General features: G+C 45.6%; 19 protein-coding genes. 14 read left to right on the forward strand and 5 right to left on the reverse strand.

Features of this window, described 5'->3' with window-relative positions; translation table 11 throughout:
* Positions 1-310 precede the first annotated feature (310 nt).
* Positions 311-1,117, forward strand: coding sequence for a helix-turn-helix domain-containing protein (locus DWX26_RS12080; RefSeq protein WP_009323504.1), 807 nt, complete (start codon positions 311-313; stop codon positions 1,115-1,117).
* A 122-nt stretch (positions 1,118-1,239) separates the two neighbouring features.
* Here DWX26_RS12080 and DWX26_RS12085 read toward each other — a convergent pair whose 3' ends face one another.
* From DWX26_RS12085 to DWX26_RS12095, 3 genes are all read right to left on the reverse strand, one after another.
* Entirely contained in the window at positions 1,240-1,989 is a 750-nt protein-coding gene (locus tag DWX26_RS12085) for a class I SAM-dependent methyltransferase (RefSeq protein ID WP_117471364.1), read from the reverse strand.
* Between the two features lie 134 nt (positions 1,990-2,123).
* Positions 2,124-2,501 carry a TnpV protein gene (locus DWX26_RS12090; protein WP_003020283.1) on the reverse strand — a complete coding sequence of 126 codons (378 nt, stop codon included), beginning with the start codon at positions 2,499-2,501 and terminating at the stop codon, positions 2,124-2,126.
* Complete coding sequence (locus DWX26_RS12095; RefSeq protein ID WP_039865074.1) at positions 2,461-2,733, reverse strand: helix-turn-helix domain-containing protein; 273 nt, start codon at positions 2,731-2,733, stop codon at positions 2,461-2,463. Before DWX26_RS12095 ends, DWX26_RS12090 begins: the two co-directional genes overlap by 41 nt.
* A gap of 145 nt (positions 2,734-2,878) precedes the next feature.
* On the opposite strand from DWX26_RS12095, the gene DWX26_RS12100 reads away from it, so the two are divergent.
* The 11 genes from DWX26_RS12100 to DWX26_RS12150 all read left to right on the forward strand — a co-directional run bounded on the left by DWX26_RS12100 (position 2,879) and on the right by DWX26_RS12150 (position 14,590).
* Positions 2,879-4,075, forward strand: a complete 1,197-nt coding sequence (locus DWX26_RS12100) for a hypothetical protein (RefSeq protein WP_158580609.1) — start codon at positions 2,879-2,881, stop codon at positions 4,073-4,075.
* 8 nt (positions 4,076-4,083) lie between these two features.
* Positions 4,084-4,725 carry a nicotinamide riboside transporter PnuC gene (gene pnuC, locus DWX26_RS12105; RefSeq protein ID WP_117761902.1) on the forward strand — a complete coding sequence of 214 codons (642 nt, stop codon included), beginning with the start codon at positions 4,084-4,086 and terminating at the stop codon, positions 4,723-4,725.
* A 315-nt stretch (positions 4,726-5,040) separates the two neighbouring features.
* Positions 5,041-6,096 carry a LacI family DNA-binding transcriptional regulator gene (locus tag DWX26_RS12110; RefSeq protein ID WP_117804850.1) on the forward strand — a complete coding sequence of 352 codons (1,056 nt, stop codon included), beginning with the start codon at positions 5,041-5,043 and terminating at the stop codon, positions 6,094-6,096.
* Positions 6,097-6,151: 55 nt separating this feature from the next.
* Positions 6,152-7,039 (forward strand): ABC transporter permease, encoded by an 888-nt coding sequence (locus tag DWX26_RS12115; protein ID WP_055265684.1) that lies wholly within the window; start codon positions 6,152-6,154, stop codon positions 7,037-7,039.
* 12 nt (positions 7,040-7,051) lie between these two features.
* A complete protein-coding gene (locus DWX26_RS12120; protein WP_118601508.1) occupies positions 7,052-7,984 on the forward strand; it encodes a carbohydrate ABC transporter permease in 933 nt (310 codons plus the stop codon).
* A gap of 95 nt (positions 7,985-8,079) precedes the next feature.
* Positions 8,080-9,531 carry an ABC transporter substrate-binding protein gene (locus DWX26_RS12125; protein WP_117509974.1) on the forward strand — a complete coding sequence of 484 codons (1,452 nt, stop codon included), beginning with the start codon at positions 8,080-8,082 and terminating at the stop codon, positions 9,529-9,531.
* Positions 9,532-9,641: 110 nt separating this feature from the next.
* The gene (locus DWX26_RS12130) at positions 9,642-10,931 is read left to right on the forward strand and encodes a glycoside hydrolase family 125 protein (protein WP_118595886.1); all 1,290 of its coding nucleotides are present in this window, start codon (positions 9,642-9,644) and stop codon (positions 10,929-10,931) included.
* 393 nt (positions 10,932-11,324) lie between these two features.
* Positions 11,325-11,843: a VanZ family protein gene (locus DWX26_RS12135; protein WP_118595887.1), complete on the forward strand. Its 519-nt coding sequence runs from the start codon at positions 11,325-11,327 to the stop codon at positions 11,841-11,843.
* Positions 11,844-11,910: 67 nt separating this feature from the next.
* Entirely contained in the window at positions 11,911-13,605 is a 1,695-nt protein-coding gene (locus DWX26_RS12140; protein ID WP_118601509.1) for an AAA family ATPase, read from the forward strand.
* 128 nt (positions 13,606-13,733) lie between these two features.
* Entirely contained in the window at positions 13,734-14,312 is a 579-nt protein-coding gene (locus tag DWX26_RS12145) for an AzlC family ABC transporter permease (RefSeq protein ID WP_118601510.1), read from the forward strand.
* Positions 14,267-14,590, forward strand: a complete 324-nt coding sequence (locus DWX26_RS12150) for a branched-chain amino acid transporter permease (protein ID WP_118601511.1) — start codon at positions 14,267-14,269, stop codon at positions 14,588-14,590. The genes DWX26_RS12145 and DWX26_RS12150 overlap by 46 nt, the downstream gene beginning before the upstream one ends.
* Before the next feature lie 87 nt (positions 14,591-14,677).
* On the opposite strand, the gene DWX26_RS12155 is transcribed toward DWX26_RS12150, so the two are convergent.
* Positions 14,678-15,247, reverse strand: a complete 570-nt coding sequence (locus DWX26_RS12155; protein WP_117509969.1) for a phosphoribosyltransferase family protein — start codon at positions 15,245-15,247, stop codon at positions 14,678-14,680.
* Positions 15,248-15,273: 26 nt separating this feature from the next.
* Positions 15,274-16,332: a benzoate/H(+) symporter BenE family transporter gene (locus DWX26_RS12160; protein ID WP_117761904.1), complete on the reverse strand. Its 1,059-nt coding sequence runs from the start codon at positions 16,330-16,332 to the stop codon at positions 15,274-15,276.
* Positions 16,333-16,658: 326 nt separating this feature from the next.
* Between DWX26_RS12160 and DWX26_RS12165 the strand changes: the two genes are divergently transcribed.
* Together DWX26_RS12165 and DWX26_RS12170 are read left to right on the forward strand one after the other, a co-directional pair.
* Positions 16,659-17,993 (forward strand): carboxylesterase/lipase family protein, encoded by a 1,335-nt coding sequence (locus tag DWX26_RS12165; RefSeq protein WP_117761905.1) that lies wholly within the window; start codon positions 16,659-16,661, stop codon positions 17,991-17,993.
* 16 nt (positions 17,994-18,009) lie between these two features.
* Positions 18,010-18,462 carry a GNAT family N-acetyltransferase gene (locus DWX26_RS12170; protein WP_117761906.1) on the forward strand — a complete coding sequence of 151 codons (453 nt, stop codon included), beginning with the start codon at positions 18,010-18,012 and terminating at the stop codon, positions 18,460-18,462.
* Positions 18,463-18,685: the final 223 nt, after the last annotated feature.

Genomic DNA, 18,685 nt, shown 5'->3' on the forward strand with positions numbered 1-18,685 from the left:
GTTCCTCCCCTGAATCTCACAGCGGCGTATCGCTCCCTTTGGTATGCTCGTTTTGGTAAGGGTTCCTCCATATCCCTGCCAAAAGTCATGGCACTACATCGCCGGGGAAGCATATCCCACACAGGCTGGTCATTCGATTGGAATAATCCATCGATGAACTACCTGTATCATAGAACATTTTTGTGCCCTGTGCCGTATGTCCACAAAGTAGGAATTAGGGGTAAAAATCAGAAATTTCCACGATTGCGGAAAGTGTGATATAATCCAGATAAGCGGCAGCAATCAAACCACCGGAAAGGAGCGTGCGCCCATGAAAGGAGCGACAAGCATACAGGAACGCCTTTGGGAACTCCGCAAGGACAAAGGCTTAAATCTGGAAGAGTTGTCAGAGTTGACGGGTATTTCCAAATCAGCTCTTGGAAGTTATGAGAAAGAGGATTATAAAGAAATCAATCATGGCAACCTTATCACACTGGCAGACTTCTATGGGGTTTCCGTTGATTATCTGCTGTGCCGGACAGAGAACAGGGAGCAGATCAACACGCCATTGACGGAGTTGCATTTGAATGATGAGATGGTTGCTCTCCTGAAAAGCGGTCGGATTAACAACCGTCTGCTCTGTGAGCTTGCCACACATAAAGATTTTATCAAGTTTCTTGCGGACATTGAGATTTATGTGGACGGGATTGCCACCATGCAGATTCAAAACCTCAATGCCCTTGTTGATACTGTCCGACATGAAATCATTGAACGGTATCGCCCTGGCGAAGACGACCCCCATTTGAAAGTGCTACAAGCCGCCCATATCAGTGATGATGAATATTTCAGTCAGATGGTACGGGATGACCTCAACCTCATTATCCGGGATATTCGAGAAGCCCATAAAAAGGACAGTGAGAGTGCACCCCAGACCACTGTTGCCAATGAACTGAAAGAAAATCTGGAAGCGGTCGAAAATTTCAAGGGCAGCCGGGATGAAAAGCTGGTTGTCCTTTACTGTAAACAGCTCGGTATCAACTATAAAAATCTGTCAGACGAAGAATTTCGCTGGCTGATTCGGATTCTCAAAAAATCAAAGAAAATGGGAACGCCTATCAGCCAAAGGAAAAAACGGTAAAGAAAAACCGCTGTTGCATGGTTTGTTGGCTTCCATGTAGCAGCGGTTTTTGCTGGGATTATTCAGTTGAATTTTTAGAACGACAAACTGGAAGTTGTCGGGTTCTTTACATAGATAAAATATTAATTTTTCTTTCCACACCTAAAAAAAATAAAGTCTGGCTGATGAATAACTCCTCCAAACATATCTGCTCGCTTTTCTCTAATTGATTCTGGTACTTTTGATTCCTGACATTCCTCAATAATAAATCCAGCAGAAACAATATCATTTATTAATGTTGAAATCGTTCTATGATAAAGTTCATATTCATCTACTACCCAATGAATAACACGCTTACCCTCTATTCCGTAATTTCGTAGATTAGCATATAATCTTTCTCCAGTTTCTGCTCTGGTATATCTGTCAAAAGTCCCATCATATGCTGTACTTATTGGGTGTGACATCGAAAAAACACATTTGCCATTTTCATTCAAGTGACTATAAATCTGTTTCATAAGTCTTTCAAAATTTTCTACATAATCAAAAGCCAATGAACTTGTAATAACATCAAACTTTTCCTCTAAATCATCCAATTCTTCAAACGCCAGTCTTCTGTATTCAATATTAGAGGCAGCATTATTTTTTCTTGCATATGCTAACATTTTTTCCGATATATCAATTCCAAGAACGGATAACGCCCCTTTCTTTGAATATTGAAGTGCATGTTGCCCCATACCACATCCAATATCTAATACTTTCTTTTTATATAGTTCAGGTATCATTCCTAATATTATTGGTGTCTCAATAATATCATTAAAATTGATTTCTTTGCTACGTATTTTCTCGAAGTTTTCGTAAAATAAATCATTATCATAAATATTTTGTTTTGACATTCTGCAACCAGCCTTTCATATAAAAAATTATTTTTTGTTTTCTTCTACTTCCATCTTCTTGTCTTTCGGGCAACAAGCATCCTTCTCTTTCAGCTCGGTCAATTCCGATTTGTCATAATCATTCTATCATACCGTTATGAATAAATCATCTCTTGCAAAATAATTTCTTCTGCCCGGTTGTGAATGTTATTGCAACGCCGCACCCATTCCATTTCTTGGGTTCGTTTCAATTCCTCGGTCACGCCCTCGGCATCTTTCATCTGCTCCATGATGGTGTCTAACCGTTCCTGTGCCTGTTCGTTCAGGTCTGCAAGGTATGTCCATAACTCCCCGGTCAAGGTCAATGTGTTCAATCTGACTGGGTGGACTTCCCTTAAATATTCCCTGTGCATCCGTCCGTACTTTCCAATAGGGCGGTGTTCCTTCGGCAGCTTCAAATCCGGGATATAGTAATCTCCGACAAGGATATAATCAATTCCGTTTTCCGTTATTCTTGGTTTCAGTTCGCTCATGTTCCTTACCTCCTGTGGAAGTAGGCTCGTCTGGTACTAACTCAATCACATCGGTAATCTCACAATTCAGCGTTTCGCAGATACGGGCTAATGTGTCCATGCTGATGTGCTTTCCCTCTTTACTCATGTTGGCAATCATATTCGTTGTCATACCAGCGGCAAGCCTTAAATCTTCTTTTCGCATATCACGCTCTAACAGTGTGTGCCAGAGTGGTTTATAGCTGATGTGCATATTGTTTTCCTGCCTTTCTACCCATACCACCGGGGCGGCTGCCCCGGCAGGAGCTTTTCTCTTATTATAACACCAATCTTGTGAAATCACAATTTATTCTTGTAGCCTGCCGCTGATACCGTCTGGATTGGTTTTTCCTTTCTTTTTGTTCCCTTTAATTAGCCATGAACTGGGTGATATCCTGCGGTATTACAATCTGTCCGGCAAAGTGAAAGCTGTTTCCACAAGCCATCAAAAGAGAGTATTTCCGGTAGAATTTTACGTAGAAACCTTAAGTCTTTCTGCAGTTAAAGTAACCGATGACAAAACAAAACAGGAGATGGAGGTGCAGCTGTCTGCTCATCCGCGCGGAGTCCTGATAAGTTTTCTGGCAGAATTTGAGCCAATGGAAGAGAAAACGTTCACGTACGAAGAGCAGCCGGCTCTGTCCCAGACCCTGTTCACCAGAACTGCCTGGGTAGGCGCAGAGCGGGTGCGCGATATTGTGAACACGTACGATCCGGAAAGTTACAAACTGCCTTACGGTCTGGAAAACGATTTCTTTCAGATCAAATGGAAAGTCGGAGAGGGTATTACCTCCTTTTACAATAAAAAAGCAGAGGTTGAAATGTGCAAATCCGGTCTGGAAACGTTCTTCACGCCGGTTTATGAACGCACCGAAATACGGAAGGGGGTTTATGCGGAACGCAGTCTGATCGGAAGAAATATCCGCGGACTTCACGCAGAGCAGTATCAGGGTGACCTTACGGATGTGAAAATTCTGGATCACGGACCGGTGTTTACCAAAGTAGAACTGATCTTTACCCTGGAGGGAACGTATCACAGCAGTGTTGTGATCAAAATGTACCGTCATCTTCCGAAAATTGAGTTTTCTTACCGGGTAGCCAAAACATTAAGCGAGGATATCGAAAGCCTGTACCTTCCGTTATCGTTAAATCTTCCGGATGCGGAAGTGATGATCCAGAATGGAGGTGTTACCATGCGCCCTGGTATTGATCAGCTTCCTGGCACCAATATGGAATACTATATTGCGGATGAAGGGCTCGTTTACCGGACAAAAGATCAGACCATTCTGGTTAATACTTTTGACACACCGTTACTTTACATGGGGGAGATGGAATCCCACCCAATCCTTCTGTGCGATAACAAAGAGGAGAATAATAAACGGCCGGTTTACAGCTGGATTATGAATAACACATGGGAAACAAACTTCAAGATGGACCTGTCCGGATTCAGTGAGTTCCGTTATGGAGTGGAGATTGTGGAGCAGGAAACCGCAGAGAAAGATATGGAAAGTCTGTCGGATAATGACAAGGGTGTGGTTACTTTTATTTGCGGATAACTAAAAATATGGAAAAGAAAAAATATATTGTTCTGCTGCTGCAGATTGCAGCAGTCGCTGCGGCCGGGGTGATTGGCGGGGACACGCTGTTTGCCCTGGTAACAGCCCTGATCGGCATTACGTTTAATTTTATGGTGTCCATGAATTTTGCACCGGGATTCCTGATTGGCTTTGTCTATGCGATCTGCAATGGCATTCTGGCATGGCAGACGAAGATATATGCAACTTTTGTATTTATGATTTTTATGCAGGCTCCGATGGCTCTTTACAGCTTTTGGAAATGGAGAGGGAAGAAGAAACAGACGGAAACCATTATGCGGAAGATGAACCGCAGGGAGCTGAGCTTTACGGTTCTTGGAGCGATGATACTGTTTGGAATTATAGCGGCTGTCCTCTCAAAAGTAAATGGAACACTGGATATCAATGTTTTCTTTGATACATTCTTTTTTGTCTGCAGTGCGATTGCCTGTATCGGACTGGCGGCCTGTTATAAAAATGCCTATATTGTTAATCTGGGTTCCGGGATTGGCGGAACAATTTTATGGGTGTTCAAAGCAGTAACAATGGGAACAGGGATATCTGTAGCCGTCTTTTTTCTGGCGGTGGCAATCAATGCGGCTATGGCGATCCGGCAGCAGTACGGAAGATAATAGAAAAGTGAAAGGCAGCGAAAGGGCGACAACAAGACGAAAAAGTCAGACTTTCCGCTGCTTTTTCGTTAAAAATGAAAACAGGCGAAAAAGTACTGCGTTAATATTAAGATGTTATGTGACTTAACACAAGAACACAGATTTTCTGTCTAAAAAATCAAAAGAAACAGAAGAATACTCCTCGATCTATACAAATTAGGACTGGAAAATAAGAATTTTAATATACAAAATAACGAAAAGGCTATTGACAATCTTTCTAAAAGATGTTAACATCTAAACACAAGTTAAGAAACAAATAGAGGGGCTGTTGGTAACATGGCAGAGAGAAAATCAGTATCCATGCAGGACCTGGCAGATAAGCTGGGCATCAGTAAAGTAACAGTTTCCAAGGCGCTGAACGGAAAAGACGGCGTGGGAGAAGAACTGAAAGAAAAGATTTTTGCGCTTGCGAGAGAATCCGGTTATGTCCTTCCGGACTACGGAAAACGGAAGAGCAAAAAAGTCGGTATCATCATGAGTCCGCGGTTCAGCTCCGGAGACGAAGGAAAATTTTATATGGCAATGTACGAGCGGATCATCTACGAGCTGCAGAGAGCATCCTGTTCGAGTATCATGATTTCTCCGACAACAGCAACACTCCCGTCGGACATGAACACGATACAGACCAGAGGGCTGTTCGACGGCCTGATCTTTCTTGGTATTCTCGATAAGGGTGTCCGGGAGCAGATTGCACAGATTGATCTCCCGAAAGTGTATGTGGACATCTACGATCGAACCCACAAATCCGATTCCGTCATCACCGAGAATATTTACAGCTCCTATGAGCTGACCAATTACCTGATCCAGCAGGGCCACACAGACATCGGATTTGTCGGAACCGTAGGAAGTACAACCAGTATTTCCGACCGATATCTCGGATATCTGCGGAGAATGCTGGAGGAGGGAATTTCCCCGAAAAATGAGTGGAGAATCCCGGACCGAAGCGATGAAGGCATTGCCATTCCGCTTTTGCTACCGGAGAAGCTGCCCACCGCATTTGTCTGTAACTGCGATGCCACCGCATTCAAATTAGTGCAGGCATTAAAAGAGCGTGGAATCTGCGTACCGGAGGATGTTTCCGTGACCGGTTTTGATGATTCCATTTATGCACAACTGTGCAGTCCGTCGCTCACCACGGTTGCGGTTGACACCGACGCGATTGCACGTCTTGCGGCAAAACGTATGATCAAACATATGAATGAACCGCAGAAAAAGAGCGGCGAGGTATACCGCATTCCCGGAAAGATTATTTACCGGGATTCCGTTTGTAAGATAAACGGATCAAGTGATAAGCCCGAGCAATCGGGAGAAGGAGGAAAAAATCTTGAGTAAACCAAGCAAAAAGAAAAAAGGACGCTGGACCAAGAATGACACGGAGCTGACCGTCATGGCGCTGCCGACCACCATCTGGTATATTCTGTTCTGCTTCCTGCCTATGTTCGGTCTGATCATTGCGTTCAAGAATTACAAAATCACCGGCGGAAAGAGTTTCATTTATAACCTGCTCCACAGTGACTGGGCCGGCTTCAAAAACTTTTCGTTCCTGATCAGATCCAACGACCTGTTCGTCATCCTGAGAAACACAATCCTGTATAACCTTGCATTTATCGTTCTTGGTATGGTATTTTCCGTAGGACTGGCTATCATGATCAGCCTGCTGCACAACAAAAGAGCGTCGAAGGTATATCAGACGATGATGTTCTTCCCATATTTCATGTCATGGGTTGTAGCTTCCTACTTCCTGGATGCATTCCTGAACCAGGACAACGGTCTGATCAACAGTATAATGAGAAATGCAGGCAAGGAACCGATTCAGTGGTACATGAGTGCCGGTGTATGGCCATTTATCCTGATCTTCATGTATCTGTGGAAATCTACCGGATACAACATGGTTATCTACCTGTCCAGCATTTCCGGTATTGATACCACACTGTACGAGGCAGCCGTTATGGACGGCGCCAACAAGAGACAGCAGGTATGGCACATTACCCTGCCTTGCTTAAAGAGTGTCATCATCATGATGTTCATCCTGAATGTCGGAAAGGTCTTCTACTCCGACTTCGGACTGTTCTTCCAGCTTTCTCAGGGAGCAAGCGGTTCGATCTTCAAAACGACAGCAACTATCGACACATATGTATACAACGCACTGCAGTCTTCCACTCCGATCGGAATGACTTCTGCGGCAACATTCTTCCAGTCTGTTGCATGCTGCATCACCATCCTTCTTGCCAATGCCATTGTGAAGAAGATTGATGAAGACAGCGCGATTATTTAAGGAGGTACGAAAATGGCAAAAAAGAAAAAAGATCTTGATCTGGCTTCCTCTTCACATTTAAATCAGATCCAGGGATCTACAAATGCAATTTTCAATGTTATTTTTGTGATCCTCGCCCTGGCCTGTATTATCCCGGTGGTATTCATCTTTATGATCTCGATTTCTTCCGAGCATTCGATCAAGATGAACGGCTACCAGTTTATTCCGAGTGCATACTCGCTGGATTCCTACAAATTTCTTCTTCGGGAAGGACAGATGATCCTGACAGCACTTGGCGTTTCCGTTGCGGTAACGGTTATCGGTACGGTAATCGGAGTTGCCCTTACGATGCTGATGGGTTACGTTCTTTCCAGAAGCACCTACAAACTGAACGGATTCTTCACCATGGTCGTTTTTATTCCAATGATCTTCAATGGTGGTATGATTTCTTCTTATGTAGTTAACACACAGTTCCTCAACCTGAAAAACAGTATCTGGGCGCTGATCCTTCCGCTTTGTGTTTCTTCGTTCAACGTTGTTATCTGTAAAACGTTCTTCAAGACCAACATTCCGGAATCCATCATTGAGTCGGCACAGATCGACGGAGCAACCCAGTTCCAGATTTTCGGAAAGATCGCCCTGCCGCTGTCGAAACCGCTGATGGCAACGATCGCCCTGTTCCTCACCTTCGGTTACTGGAACGACTGGTTCCAGTCTTCCCTGTACATCAGCGATACCAAGCTGTATTCCCTGCAGGCTCTGCTGGATCACGTACAGAGAAATATTGAGGTGATGGCAAACAACCCGTCTCTTGGCGTTACCACGGCACAGTACATGAACTCGATGCCAAAAGAGGGCGCCCGTATGGCGATGGCAATCATCATCATCATCCCGATCGCATGCTGCTATCCGTTCTTCCAGAAATACTTCATTTCCGGTCTGACGGTCGGTGCGGTAAAAGGCTGATCGACCATTTACCTTTATGGATCTCATACTGAAGCAAAAGGCTTCGGTTAAGGATAATTTCAACATTCTATATTTTATATCAGGAGGATGCTACAATGAAAAAGAAACAGTTTTTAGCTCTTGCACTTTCTGCTGTTATGGCCGGTGGCATGCTGGCAGGCTGCGGAAGCAGCAACGGAAGCAGCAGCTCTTCAAAGAGTGATGCAAAAGATGAAGTTGTTACACTGAAATGGATTCAGGTTGGTAACGGAATGCCGAAGGATTATGATGAGTGGCTTGCACAGATCAACCCATATCTGGAGGAGAAAATCGGCGTTAATGTAGACATGGAAATCGTTCCGTGGGGTGACTGGGATAACAGAAGAAGCGTTATCACAAACTCCGGCGAGTATTTCGATATCCTGTTCACCGACCAGAACCGTTACTCTTCTGAGGTGAACACCGGCGCACTGATGGACATTACAGATCTGCTCAAAGACAACGCTTCCGAGCTGTATGACATGATTCCGGAAGATTACTGGAAAGCAGTAGAAGTAAATGGAAAAATCTACGGCGTACCGACCTACAAAGACAGCTCCCTTTCCGAGTACTTTGTATGGGATCAGGATATTGCAGACAAATATAACATTGATGTAAATTCTGTAACAGATTTCAATACTCTGTACGATGCTCTGAAGACAGTAAAAGAGGGCGAAGGCGGATCTCCGTACTTCATGTCCAAAAATGGTGCAAACTTCCTGCTGAACCTGAACTACGATGATTTAAGCTCCGGACTTCCGGCAATCGGCGTTAAATACGGCGATGACAGCAAGACCGTTGTCAATCCGCTGGATGACGAAGAAATCCTTTCCAACCTGGATATCGTTCGTAAAATGTATCAGGAGGGCATCATCAACGGAGACGCTCCGACAGCAGATGATTCCAGCAAATACGCAATGTTCTTTGTTGCACAGGGATGGAGCGGCGCTGCAAAAACAACATGGGGTCCGAACAATGGTATCGCCAATTGTTCAGCAGTACAGTATGGCAACACAGTCGTTTCCAACACAACTGTACGTGGTTCCATCAATGGTATTTACTCCGGATGCAAGCACCCGGACAAAGCACTTCAGCTTCTGAACCTGGTAAATACGGATTCCAAAGTACGTGACTGGTTCTACTATGGAGCAGAAGGAAAAGACTTCGAGTACACCGATGACAATAAGGTACACCGCCTGACCACTGACTGGGGTATGGCCGGATATACCCAGGGTACTTTCTTCAACGTAACTCAGACAGACGATGTTGACTTCAACCAGTGGGATGAAGTAGAAGAGCTGAACGAGAAAGCAACTCCGTCTGAGATGCTTGGATTCAACCTGGATACCTCCAACATCGAAACAGAGCTTGCAAACTGCCGTGCCGTATATGAAAAATACTATTCTGAGTTATTCACCGGCGCACAGGATCCAAGAGAGCTTGTAAAAACCATCGATGCTGAGCTTGAGACAGCAGGCTGGGAGACCATCCGCGAGGAAGCTCAGAAACAGATTGACGCACAGAAATAAGTTTGATACATTAACTTTATAAGAACTACAACAGGGCATTTTCGATTACGGAGATGCCCTGTTGCAGGATAACGGGAAATGAAAAAATTGAGCGAAAGGATGAAAAAAGAATGAAAGAGACATTACCAAAGTCCGTTCAGGAGCTGATTTTAAGCCTGAGAGAAAAACTGAAAGACGAGCCGGAAATCGTTGATATGTTTGAGCGATGCTACTCCAATACCCTCGACACAACCGTAAAGAAAATGGAGGACGGCAGCACCTACGTCATCACCGGAGATATCCCGGCCATGTGGCTGCGTGACTCGGTAGCACAGCTGCGCCCGTACCTTGTTCCGGCGCAGAACGACCCGGAGTTGGCTGACCTGATCGCGGGCCTGATCCGCCGCCAGTTTATGTGCATCAACATCGATCCATACGCAAACGCATTTAACGAAGGACCGAACGGCAACTGCTGGGAGAAGGACGAGACCGATATGGGACCGTGGATCTGGGAGAGAAAGTATGAGATCGATTCTCTCTGCTATCCACTGCAGTTCTCCTATCTGTTCTGGAAGAATACAGGAAGAACGGATCAGTTTGACGAGGTTTTCTGGGAGGGTGTTGACAAAATCCTGACTGTATTTGAGACCGAAATGAATCACGAGGAGAAATCCCCGTACAGCTTCATCCGTAAAAACTGCTCCTACACCGATACGCTTTCCCGCGACGGAAAAGGTGCGCAGGTAAAATCCGGCATCGGCCTGATCTGGTCCGGCTTCCGTCCAAGCGATGATTCCTGCCGTTACGGTTATCTGATTCCGTCCAACATGTTTGCGGTTGTCGTTCTGAATTATCTGAAGGAGATCGCAGATTTCGTCGGCGGAAAAGAGGAGATTGCGAAGAAAGCAGAAGAGATGGCAAAGACCGTAAAACAGGCCATTGAGACTTACGGTACCACCCATATCTGGGGACTTGGCGATGTTTATGCTTACGAGGTAGACGGCTTTGGCCAGTATAATCTGATGGACGATGCCAATGTACCGAGTCTTCTGGCTATGAGCTATCTCGGCTACGAGCCGGAAAGCCAGGAAGTGGCTGACAACACAAGAAAGCTGATCTTAAGCGAGGCAAACCCGTTCTACTATTCCGGAACAAAGCTTTCCGGAATCGGAAGTCCGCACACACCGGTCCGCTACGTATGGCACATCTCCAAAGCCATCGAGGGACTGACCGCACCGACAAAAGAGGAGAAACATCAGATGATCCACGAACTGATGGCAACCGACGGCGGTACAGGACTGATGCACGAGGGTGTTTTCGTAGATGATCCGACCGTTTACACCAGAGAGTGGTTCTCCTGGGCAAACGCAATGTTCTGTGAGCTGGTCATGCAGTATTGCGGATATGAGATTAAGAAATAAACAAAAAGAAAAACGAAAAAGATAGAAAAGAGGAGGCTGTGGTCGCTGCACAGCCTCCTCTTTTCGTCTACACCAAAGAAAACTGTCAGTAACAGTTTCCCTGAAAGGAGGGACAGCAGTGGGGAGAATACTGCTGTCCCAGGGGAACATGGGATTTTCATTTTGATTCATTTCTCTGCACACGGGGTATTATACACAGTTTTTTTGTGATATGTAAAAGATATAATTGATATGAAAGATATAATAAATTGGCATGACGAAGAAATGTAAAAGAATCTGAGCATCAGAAAATCTTAGGAAATTTATTGGGATTTCTTTGGAAAAGAAGAAGCGGAATCCTAAGAATGTTTTGGTAGAATCCTCTTATCAAGTGAAGATGAGAGAGGAAAGAACATGACCTGGAAAAACGAGAAAAAATCAAAAGCATTACTTGTGGTATTCGGCATTTACCTGGCGCTGCTTGTCTGGTGCATTTTATTCAAATTCGCTCTGCGCCCGGAAGAAATTCCGCACCTGCGGGGGATTAATCTGGTTCCGTATGCGGCGTCGGTTGTGGTGAACGGGAAAGTGCAGATTAGTGAAATTATCGAAAATATGCTGGTCTTTCTGCCGTTCGGCCTCTGCATCTCAGCCATCTACCCGGACAGCGAAATTCAGAACCGCATTCTCCTTGCATCGGGACTAAGCCTGTTTTTTGAGGTGACACAGTATATTTTTGCGATCGGCGCGAGTGATATTACGGATGTGATCGATAATACGCTTGGCGCGGTGATCGGAATTCTATTGTATCTGGGGATGAAAAAAATCTGGAAAGAGAAGACGGGAAAGATCATTACCATTCTGGGAGCGGTGCTGGAAGTGCTGTTTCTGGCGTTATTGTTTTTTACGTTTGCGGCGAATAGGATGTTTTAAGATTGGAATTCAGGAAAGGATAGTGTATAATCGAGAAAAGGACAAATTCCGAAAGCAGGTGTGATGGATGGAAAAAGTAATCAGTATAGGAAAACAGAATTTTGCATCCTTAAGGGAAAACCATTATTTCTTTGTGGATAAATCTCACTTCATCAAGGACTGGTGGGAAAACGGGGATGAAATCACCTTGATCACCCGCCCCCGCCGCTTTGGCAAGACACTGAATATGAGCATGCTGGACTGCTTTTTCTCTAATAAATATGCCGCCCGGGGCGATCTGTTTGAAGGACTTGGCGTTTGGAAAGAAGAAAAATATCGGGAACTGCAGGGAAAGTATCCGGTGATCTTTTTGAGTTTTGCAGCCGTGAAAGCAGATCAGCTTTCGGAAGCAAAAATCCAGATCAAACAGCAGATTGCGAGAGTGTATGAAGAAAACCGTTATCTTCTGGATGGGGATCTGCTGAGCGGAAATGAGAAGAAAGCATACAACGAGGTCAATCTGCATATGGGTGATGCGGAGGCCGCAGCGGCACTCAATAATATGAGTATGTATCTGGCGCGGTATTACGGCAGAAGAGTGATTATTCTGCTGGATGAGTACGACACGCCGATGCAGGAAGCGTATGTCCATGGCTACTGGGCGGAATTTACAACGTTTGTGCGGAGTCTGTTTAATGCGACGTTTAAAACGAATCCTTATCTGGAACGTGCGATGATGACCGGAATCACGAGGGTTTCGAAAGAAAGTATTTTTTCTGACTTAAATAATCTGCGTGTGGTGACGACGACATCGGATCTGTATGCGGACTGTTTTGGATTTACCGAAAAGGAAGTTTTTGCATCTCTGGACGAGTTCGGAATGGGAGACAAAAAGGACGTTGTGAAGCAGTGGTATGATGGATTTATCTTTGGCGGACACCGCGATATCTACAATCCATGGTCGATTACCAATTATTTAAAAGAAAAGAAACTGCGCCCGTACTGGGCAGATACGAGTTCGAACGGTCTGGCAGGAAAGCTGATCCGCACCGCCTCGCCGGAAATCAAAGAGTATATGGAAGATCTACTGAACGGACAGGCAGTCACGGTGAACTTTGATGAGCAGATGGTGTTTGAACAGCTGGATTACAATGAAAATGCAATCTGGAGTCTGCTGCTCGCGAGCGGTTATCTGAAAGCGGAAGAGGTGGAGTATCGTGGAATTACTTTGAAGCCGTGGTATCAGCTCCGTATCACCAATCTGGAAACGGTGAGCATGTTTGATGATATGTTCCGCGGATGGTTTGAAGCATCGGAAGCTGGGTACAGCAGCTTTGTGAAAGCACTGATGCAGGGCGATCTGGAAGCGATGAATTATTATATGAATAAAGTGTCACTTGCGACCTTCAGCCATTTTGATGTCGGCGGGGAAACAAATGAAAGTCTGGAGCCGGAACGATTCTATCATGGCTTCGTCCTGGGACTGATGGCAGAACGCGCAGAGTGTTATCAGATCCGGTCGAATCGGGAAAGTGGATTTGGACGGTATGATGTGATGATGATTCCGAAGAATAGAGAAAAAGATCCGGCGATTATTATTGAATTTAAAGTCTGCAGCCGGGTAAAAAAGGAGACACTGGAAGATGCGGTGCAGGAGGCTTTAAAACAGATCGTGGATAAAAAATACGACGCAGAACTGGTGGCCCTCGGCGTGCCGCAGGAAAGGATCCGGCATTATGGGTTTGCATTTGCGGGGAAGAATGTGTTGATTGGAGCAGAATGAGAGAAACGGGTGATGAAGGTCATCCGTTTCTTTTGGCGTAAAATGGTATTCCTATTGACTCACTATGATATAGATAGTATGATAAATTTAATTTTTAAAATTTATTTTTACGTGAGGATATTTTATCTATGAAACGATTTTCTTCCACTACCTTAAAAACTGCTTTCGTAAAATCCATCCCGATTTTCTGCAGCTACGTTTTCGTCAGCATGGCCTACGGCATGATGATGGCATCCGCCGGCTTTCCCTGGTATGATTCACTGCTGGTAAGTCTGACGGTCTATACGGGCGCGTTCCAGTTCGTTCTGATTACGTTTCTTTCTAGCGGCGCTTCCCTCATCACCATTGCGCTCACTGCACTTCTGATGAACAGCCGCCAGAGTTTTTACAGCATTACCTTCCTGAAGGAATTCAAACAGATGGGGCGCCGCAAGCTGTACATGATTCACACGATGACCGATGAGACATACGCCGTAAACTGTACCTTAGATCTTCCGAAAAAAGAAAAAGAGGACACCATGTTCCTCGTCGCTCTGTTCAGCCGCTACTATTGGATAGTTGGTTCGGTTCTTGGCGGCATTTTAGGCCAGATCGTTCCATTTGACCTGACGGGCCTTGATTTCTGTATGACAGCCCTGTTTCTCATTATCTTCATTGACCAATGGGAAAAAGCAGAGAAGTACACGCTGGCGCTGTCTCCGCTCTGATCACCTTCGGACTCCGTGCACTCCCGTTTTTTGCATTTTCCGGCAGCCGTAAAATGCCCGCATCACTCGAACGACTCGGCCAGGCACTGCCGTCTGCCATCATGGCGGTACTGATCATTTACTGTATGAAAGATATTCCCACCGGCGGTATCTCTGCCGCAGTACCGAAACTGCTCGCAGCAGCGGTCGTTTTTATCACCTACAAATGGAAACACCAGACCCTCGTCTCCATCCTTCTTGGAACCATTTCGTATATGATGCTTCTGCGTCTCTTTTAAAAAGAAACGGTGCAGTTCTGAATTCATGGCAGAAATTCAGAACTGCACCGTTTTTCTATTCTCTATATGCATTAGAAGGATTGGCAATTATTCGATGACTTCGTACTCTCCGTCGCCCGTCTTTTTGAATAACGGAAGCTTCTGCAGAAATACAATATCTTTTCGATCAGCAGCATCGCCCTCAGCAAGGATCGCTGCTTTTTTTACAACCTCTGCACTGGCATTCGCCATCAGGCATTCCAGTGCGTGCAGGGACTCGCCGGTGGAAATGACATCATCCAGCAGGCAGACACGTTTGCCGCGGATTTTATCTGCGTCTTTTCCATCCAGATAAAGATGCTGCTCACCCGCTGTTGTAATCGAATGAACGGATGCGGAAACCACATCTTTCATGTAGGATTTTGTGCTTTTTCGTGCAACGATAAATTCTTTATGGCCCAGCTCTTTGCTTACTTCATACGCTAGGGCAATACCTTTCGCTTCTGCGGTGACAATGGCATCGACTTCTCCGATTTTTGCGGCCAGCTCCGGCGCACATGCACTTACCAGCTCGGTGTCACCAAGGACAACAAAGCTTGCAAACGCCATCTCCTCACTGATCGGGATAAATGGAAGTGTTCTTTTCACTCCGCAGAGCTCCATGCTGTATTCTTTCATACGATTTTCCTCTTATGTTACTGAATTTATAATCCAAGCAGTTTTGCAGCAACACCGGCCAGCATTCCGAGGAACGGGTTTGTTACTGCAGTGACAACCATTGTGGTTCCGCCGACGGCTGCATTGACAGCGAAGGCAGACGGCGCATCCAGTACAACGGTTTTGAAGATACCGAGTACAAACAGGAAACCTGCGATCGAAGAAGACGGAACAAATTTTCCGATTTTCGGAAGCAGTTTCAGAAGCAGAATTACACCGATCACAACCATCATGATGACACCAGCCCATACAGCGTGCGGTGCATTGGCAGTTGCGGAAATGATTGCCTCAACCGGGGCTCCTCCGAAAAAGGAAGAAAACATATCGGCCAGGGAAGAAATCACGGTCAGGTTATCGACGTTGTAATTTCCGCCGGTTGCCATTCCTGCGGTAATTCCGCCGAAGGAAATGTTGGAACCAATGTTCAGGCAGACCATACCGAGTGCGCCGAGAATTACGTTGGCATTGATTGTAAATTTCTGGCGGACAAATTTATCATCCTCTACGACAATGCTGGATTTCTCTTTGTTGAAAAATGCATTGGCAATGCAGGATGCTACAACGGAAATGACGATGGTATAAACCAGGGTATTGGCACTGGCTTTGGTAAAGTAATAGGTGATCAGTGCTGCGGCCAGGGAAACACCGCCGGAAATGGCATCACTCTTGATCATATCGATCGCGGCCTTTACCAGAATGATACCGACACCGGCCATCATTCCATAGGCAACATCCTCACCTACAAAGTTTACGATTTTTGTCAGCAGTCCAAACACTCCGATCAGAGCCATAATCACACCGCCGATAAAAATCATCGTACAGCGTTCCGAACGGTCTTTTCCAGCCGTTCCGGCGTAAGTGATCGTCTCCGCCTGGAAGGAAATTGGTGCGACACTCTGCGTAATCGTATTGCCCACCGCACCAACAAAGAATGCCAGCGCCGTCGGAACCGATGCAAATCCAAACGTCAGAGCAAGAAGACCCTGCGGCAGACCATTCAGCACAACGCCGATGATTGCCAGAAGATCTGTTAAAATGGCTTTCATACTAAATACCCCTCCTCACTATGAAATATGTCGTTTTGAAGCAAAGAAAAGTGTAGCACCAAAACCGGTCAAAGTAAACCAGATCAGTCATGAAAGGTTTTTGTCAGTGATAATAAGTCAATCTTATATACAAAATATTATTATTTCTGTGTGCTAATAAATCAAGAGGATTTTTAAATGTCTGCATAACCAATAATCAATAGTTACAAAACTGGGTGCCATTATTTGGAATTGTGCATATAGAAGCGAAGAAAAAGATTTGCTATACTAAATCTGTATGAGGGTTTTTATCACAGTTATAAGAAATGGAAAGGGGATTTTTACTTATGGCAATTACAGAGACAAAAACAAAATATGGACAGATTCATGGTGTGCAAAAAGACGGCTACACGGTATTCCGCGGCGTTCCGTACGCAAAGCCGCCGGTAGGCGAAAAACGATTCTGCCCGCCGGAAGAGCCGGCGTGCTGGGAGGGCGTTTATAAGGCGGATCATTTCGGATGCGTCTGCCCGCAGACCGAGCATGAGCCGGACTCCTTCTATGGAAAAGAGTTTTATCTCGACCCGGAATTCGGCATGAAGCAGAGTGAGGACTGTCTGTACTTAAATATCTGGACACCGGCAAATACAGTGGATGAAAAACTGCCGGTTGCTTTCTGGATTCACGGCGGCGCGTTTATGCACGGCTTCAGCCACGAATCCGAATTTGATGGATCTGCTTACTGCGAACGCGGCGTGATTCTCGTTACGATCAATTACCGTCTCGGTGCTTTCGGATTTCTGGCACATCCGTGGCTGTCCGAGGAGAGCGGTGTCGGAAGAAGCGGAAACTACGCGATTCTCGACCAGATCGCAGCACTGAAATGGGTAAAAGAAAATATCGCAGCATTCGGCGGCGACCCGGAAAATATCACCGTATTCGGCCAGTCCGCGGGATGCATGAGCGTACAGACACTCGTCAGTTCTCCGCTGACTGAAAACTGGATCAGCAAAGCCATTTTCCAGAGCGCCGGCGGCTACGACACCGGACTGAACCGCGATATGCCGCTTTCCGAGGCAGAAACCATCGGCCAGGAATTTATAGAGCTTAGCGGAGCAAAATCGCTGGAAGAACTGCGTGCGATTCCGGCTGAGAAAATTGTGGAGCTGCAGGAGGAGTTTGGCCGCGTAAATCCATCGAGAATGCTGAGCTTCGTACCGAACATCGACAATCATCTGCTGACCTGCGGCTATAACGATGCCGTAACCGAAGGAAAAATCAAGGACATCCCATATATGCTCGGATCAACCGCAGACGACATCGGCGTGTTCCCGGAGATGAAAGAAAAAGGCGAGCACGGCGGCATCTATAAGGGATGCATCAACTGGAGCATTGCGCTGGAAAAACTCGGAAGAAAACCGGCTTACGTTTACTACTTCACCCGTGCCCTGTTAGGTGACGACGCCGGAGCGTTCCATTCCTCCGAACTCTGGTACATGTTCGGAACCCTGGGCCGAAGCTGGCGCCCGAAAACCGAAGGCGACTATGCCCTCAGCAAAGAAATGATGGACGACTGGACCAATTTCATGAAAACCGGAAACCCGAACGCAGAGGGAAAAGACGACTGGAAACCATGCACAAAGGACGACCCGTATGTGCAGGTGCTGGATGTGAGAAAATAAGCAGAAGGAAATAAAAATGGCAATCGAATATAAAAGACTTACCCAAAAGGAACTGGATTTTTTCATTCAGATGAGAATCCATCAGCTTCGCGAAGAGGGGGCAAAAGAAGAAATTGATTTAGCACCTGCGTTAAAAGATTACTATGAACGTCATATGGCGGATGGTACTTTTGTATCTTGGATTGCTGTTGACGGAGAGAGCATCATCGCAACAAGTGGAATGTCATTTGTAGAAAAACCTCCATACTTTGGATGCCCGAGCGGCAGAATTGGATTACTGTCCAGTATGTTTACAGATCCGGCGTATCGAAGAAGAGGTATTGCAAAAGAATTGCTGTCCCGTGTGATAGAAGATGCAAAAGAATATGGATGCGGAACAATACAGATTACGGCATCGGATATGGGCGTTAAGTTGTATACAGATTTTGGATTTGTGCACAATGGGAATTTTATGCAGTATAAATTGTAATGTCCCTCAGAAAGAGATATTCTCTCCACTGGCTGCGATATTGGAAAAATATTCAACAAATAATAGCAAGGATTCTCTCACCTCTATAGGTGGTGAGATGAATTGCAAATAAGAAAGTTAACGGCAGTGGCGGGCGGAGAGAAATCGGTATCCCCCACTGACATGAGGCAAACCACAGTCAGCATTTTGCTGACATGTCAGACTCTGTGAAATTACCGACTGT

Origin of the sequence: Blautia sp. AF19-1 (assembly GCF_003479155.1) — a bacterium.
Taxonomy (GTDB): Bacteria; Bacillota; Clostridia; order Lachnospirales; family Lachnospiraceae; genus Fusicatenibacter; species Fusicatenibacter saccharivorans.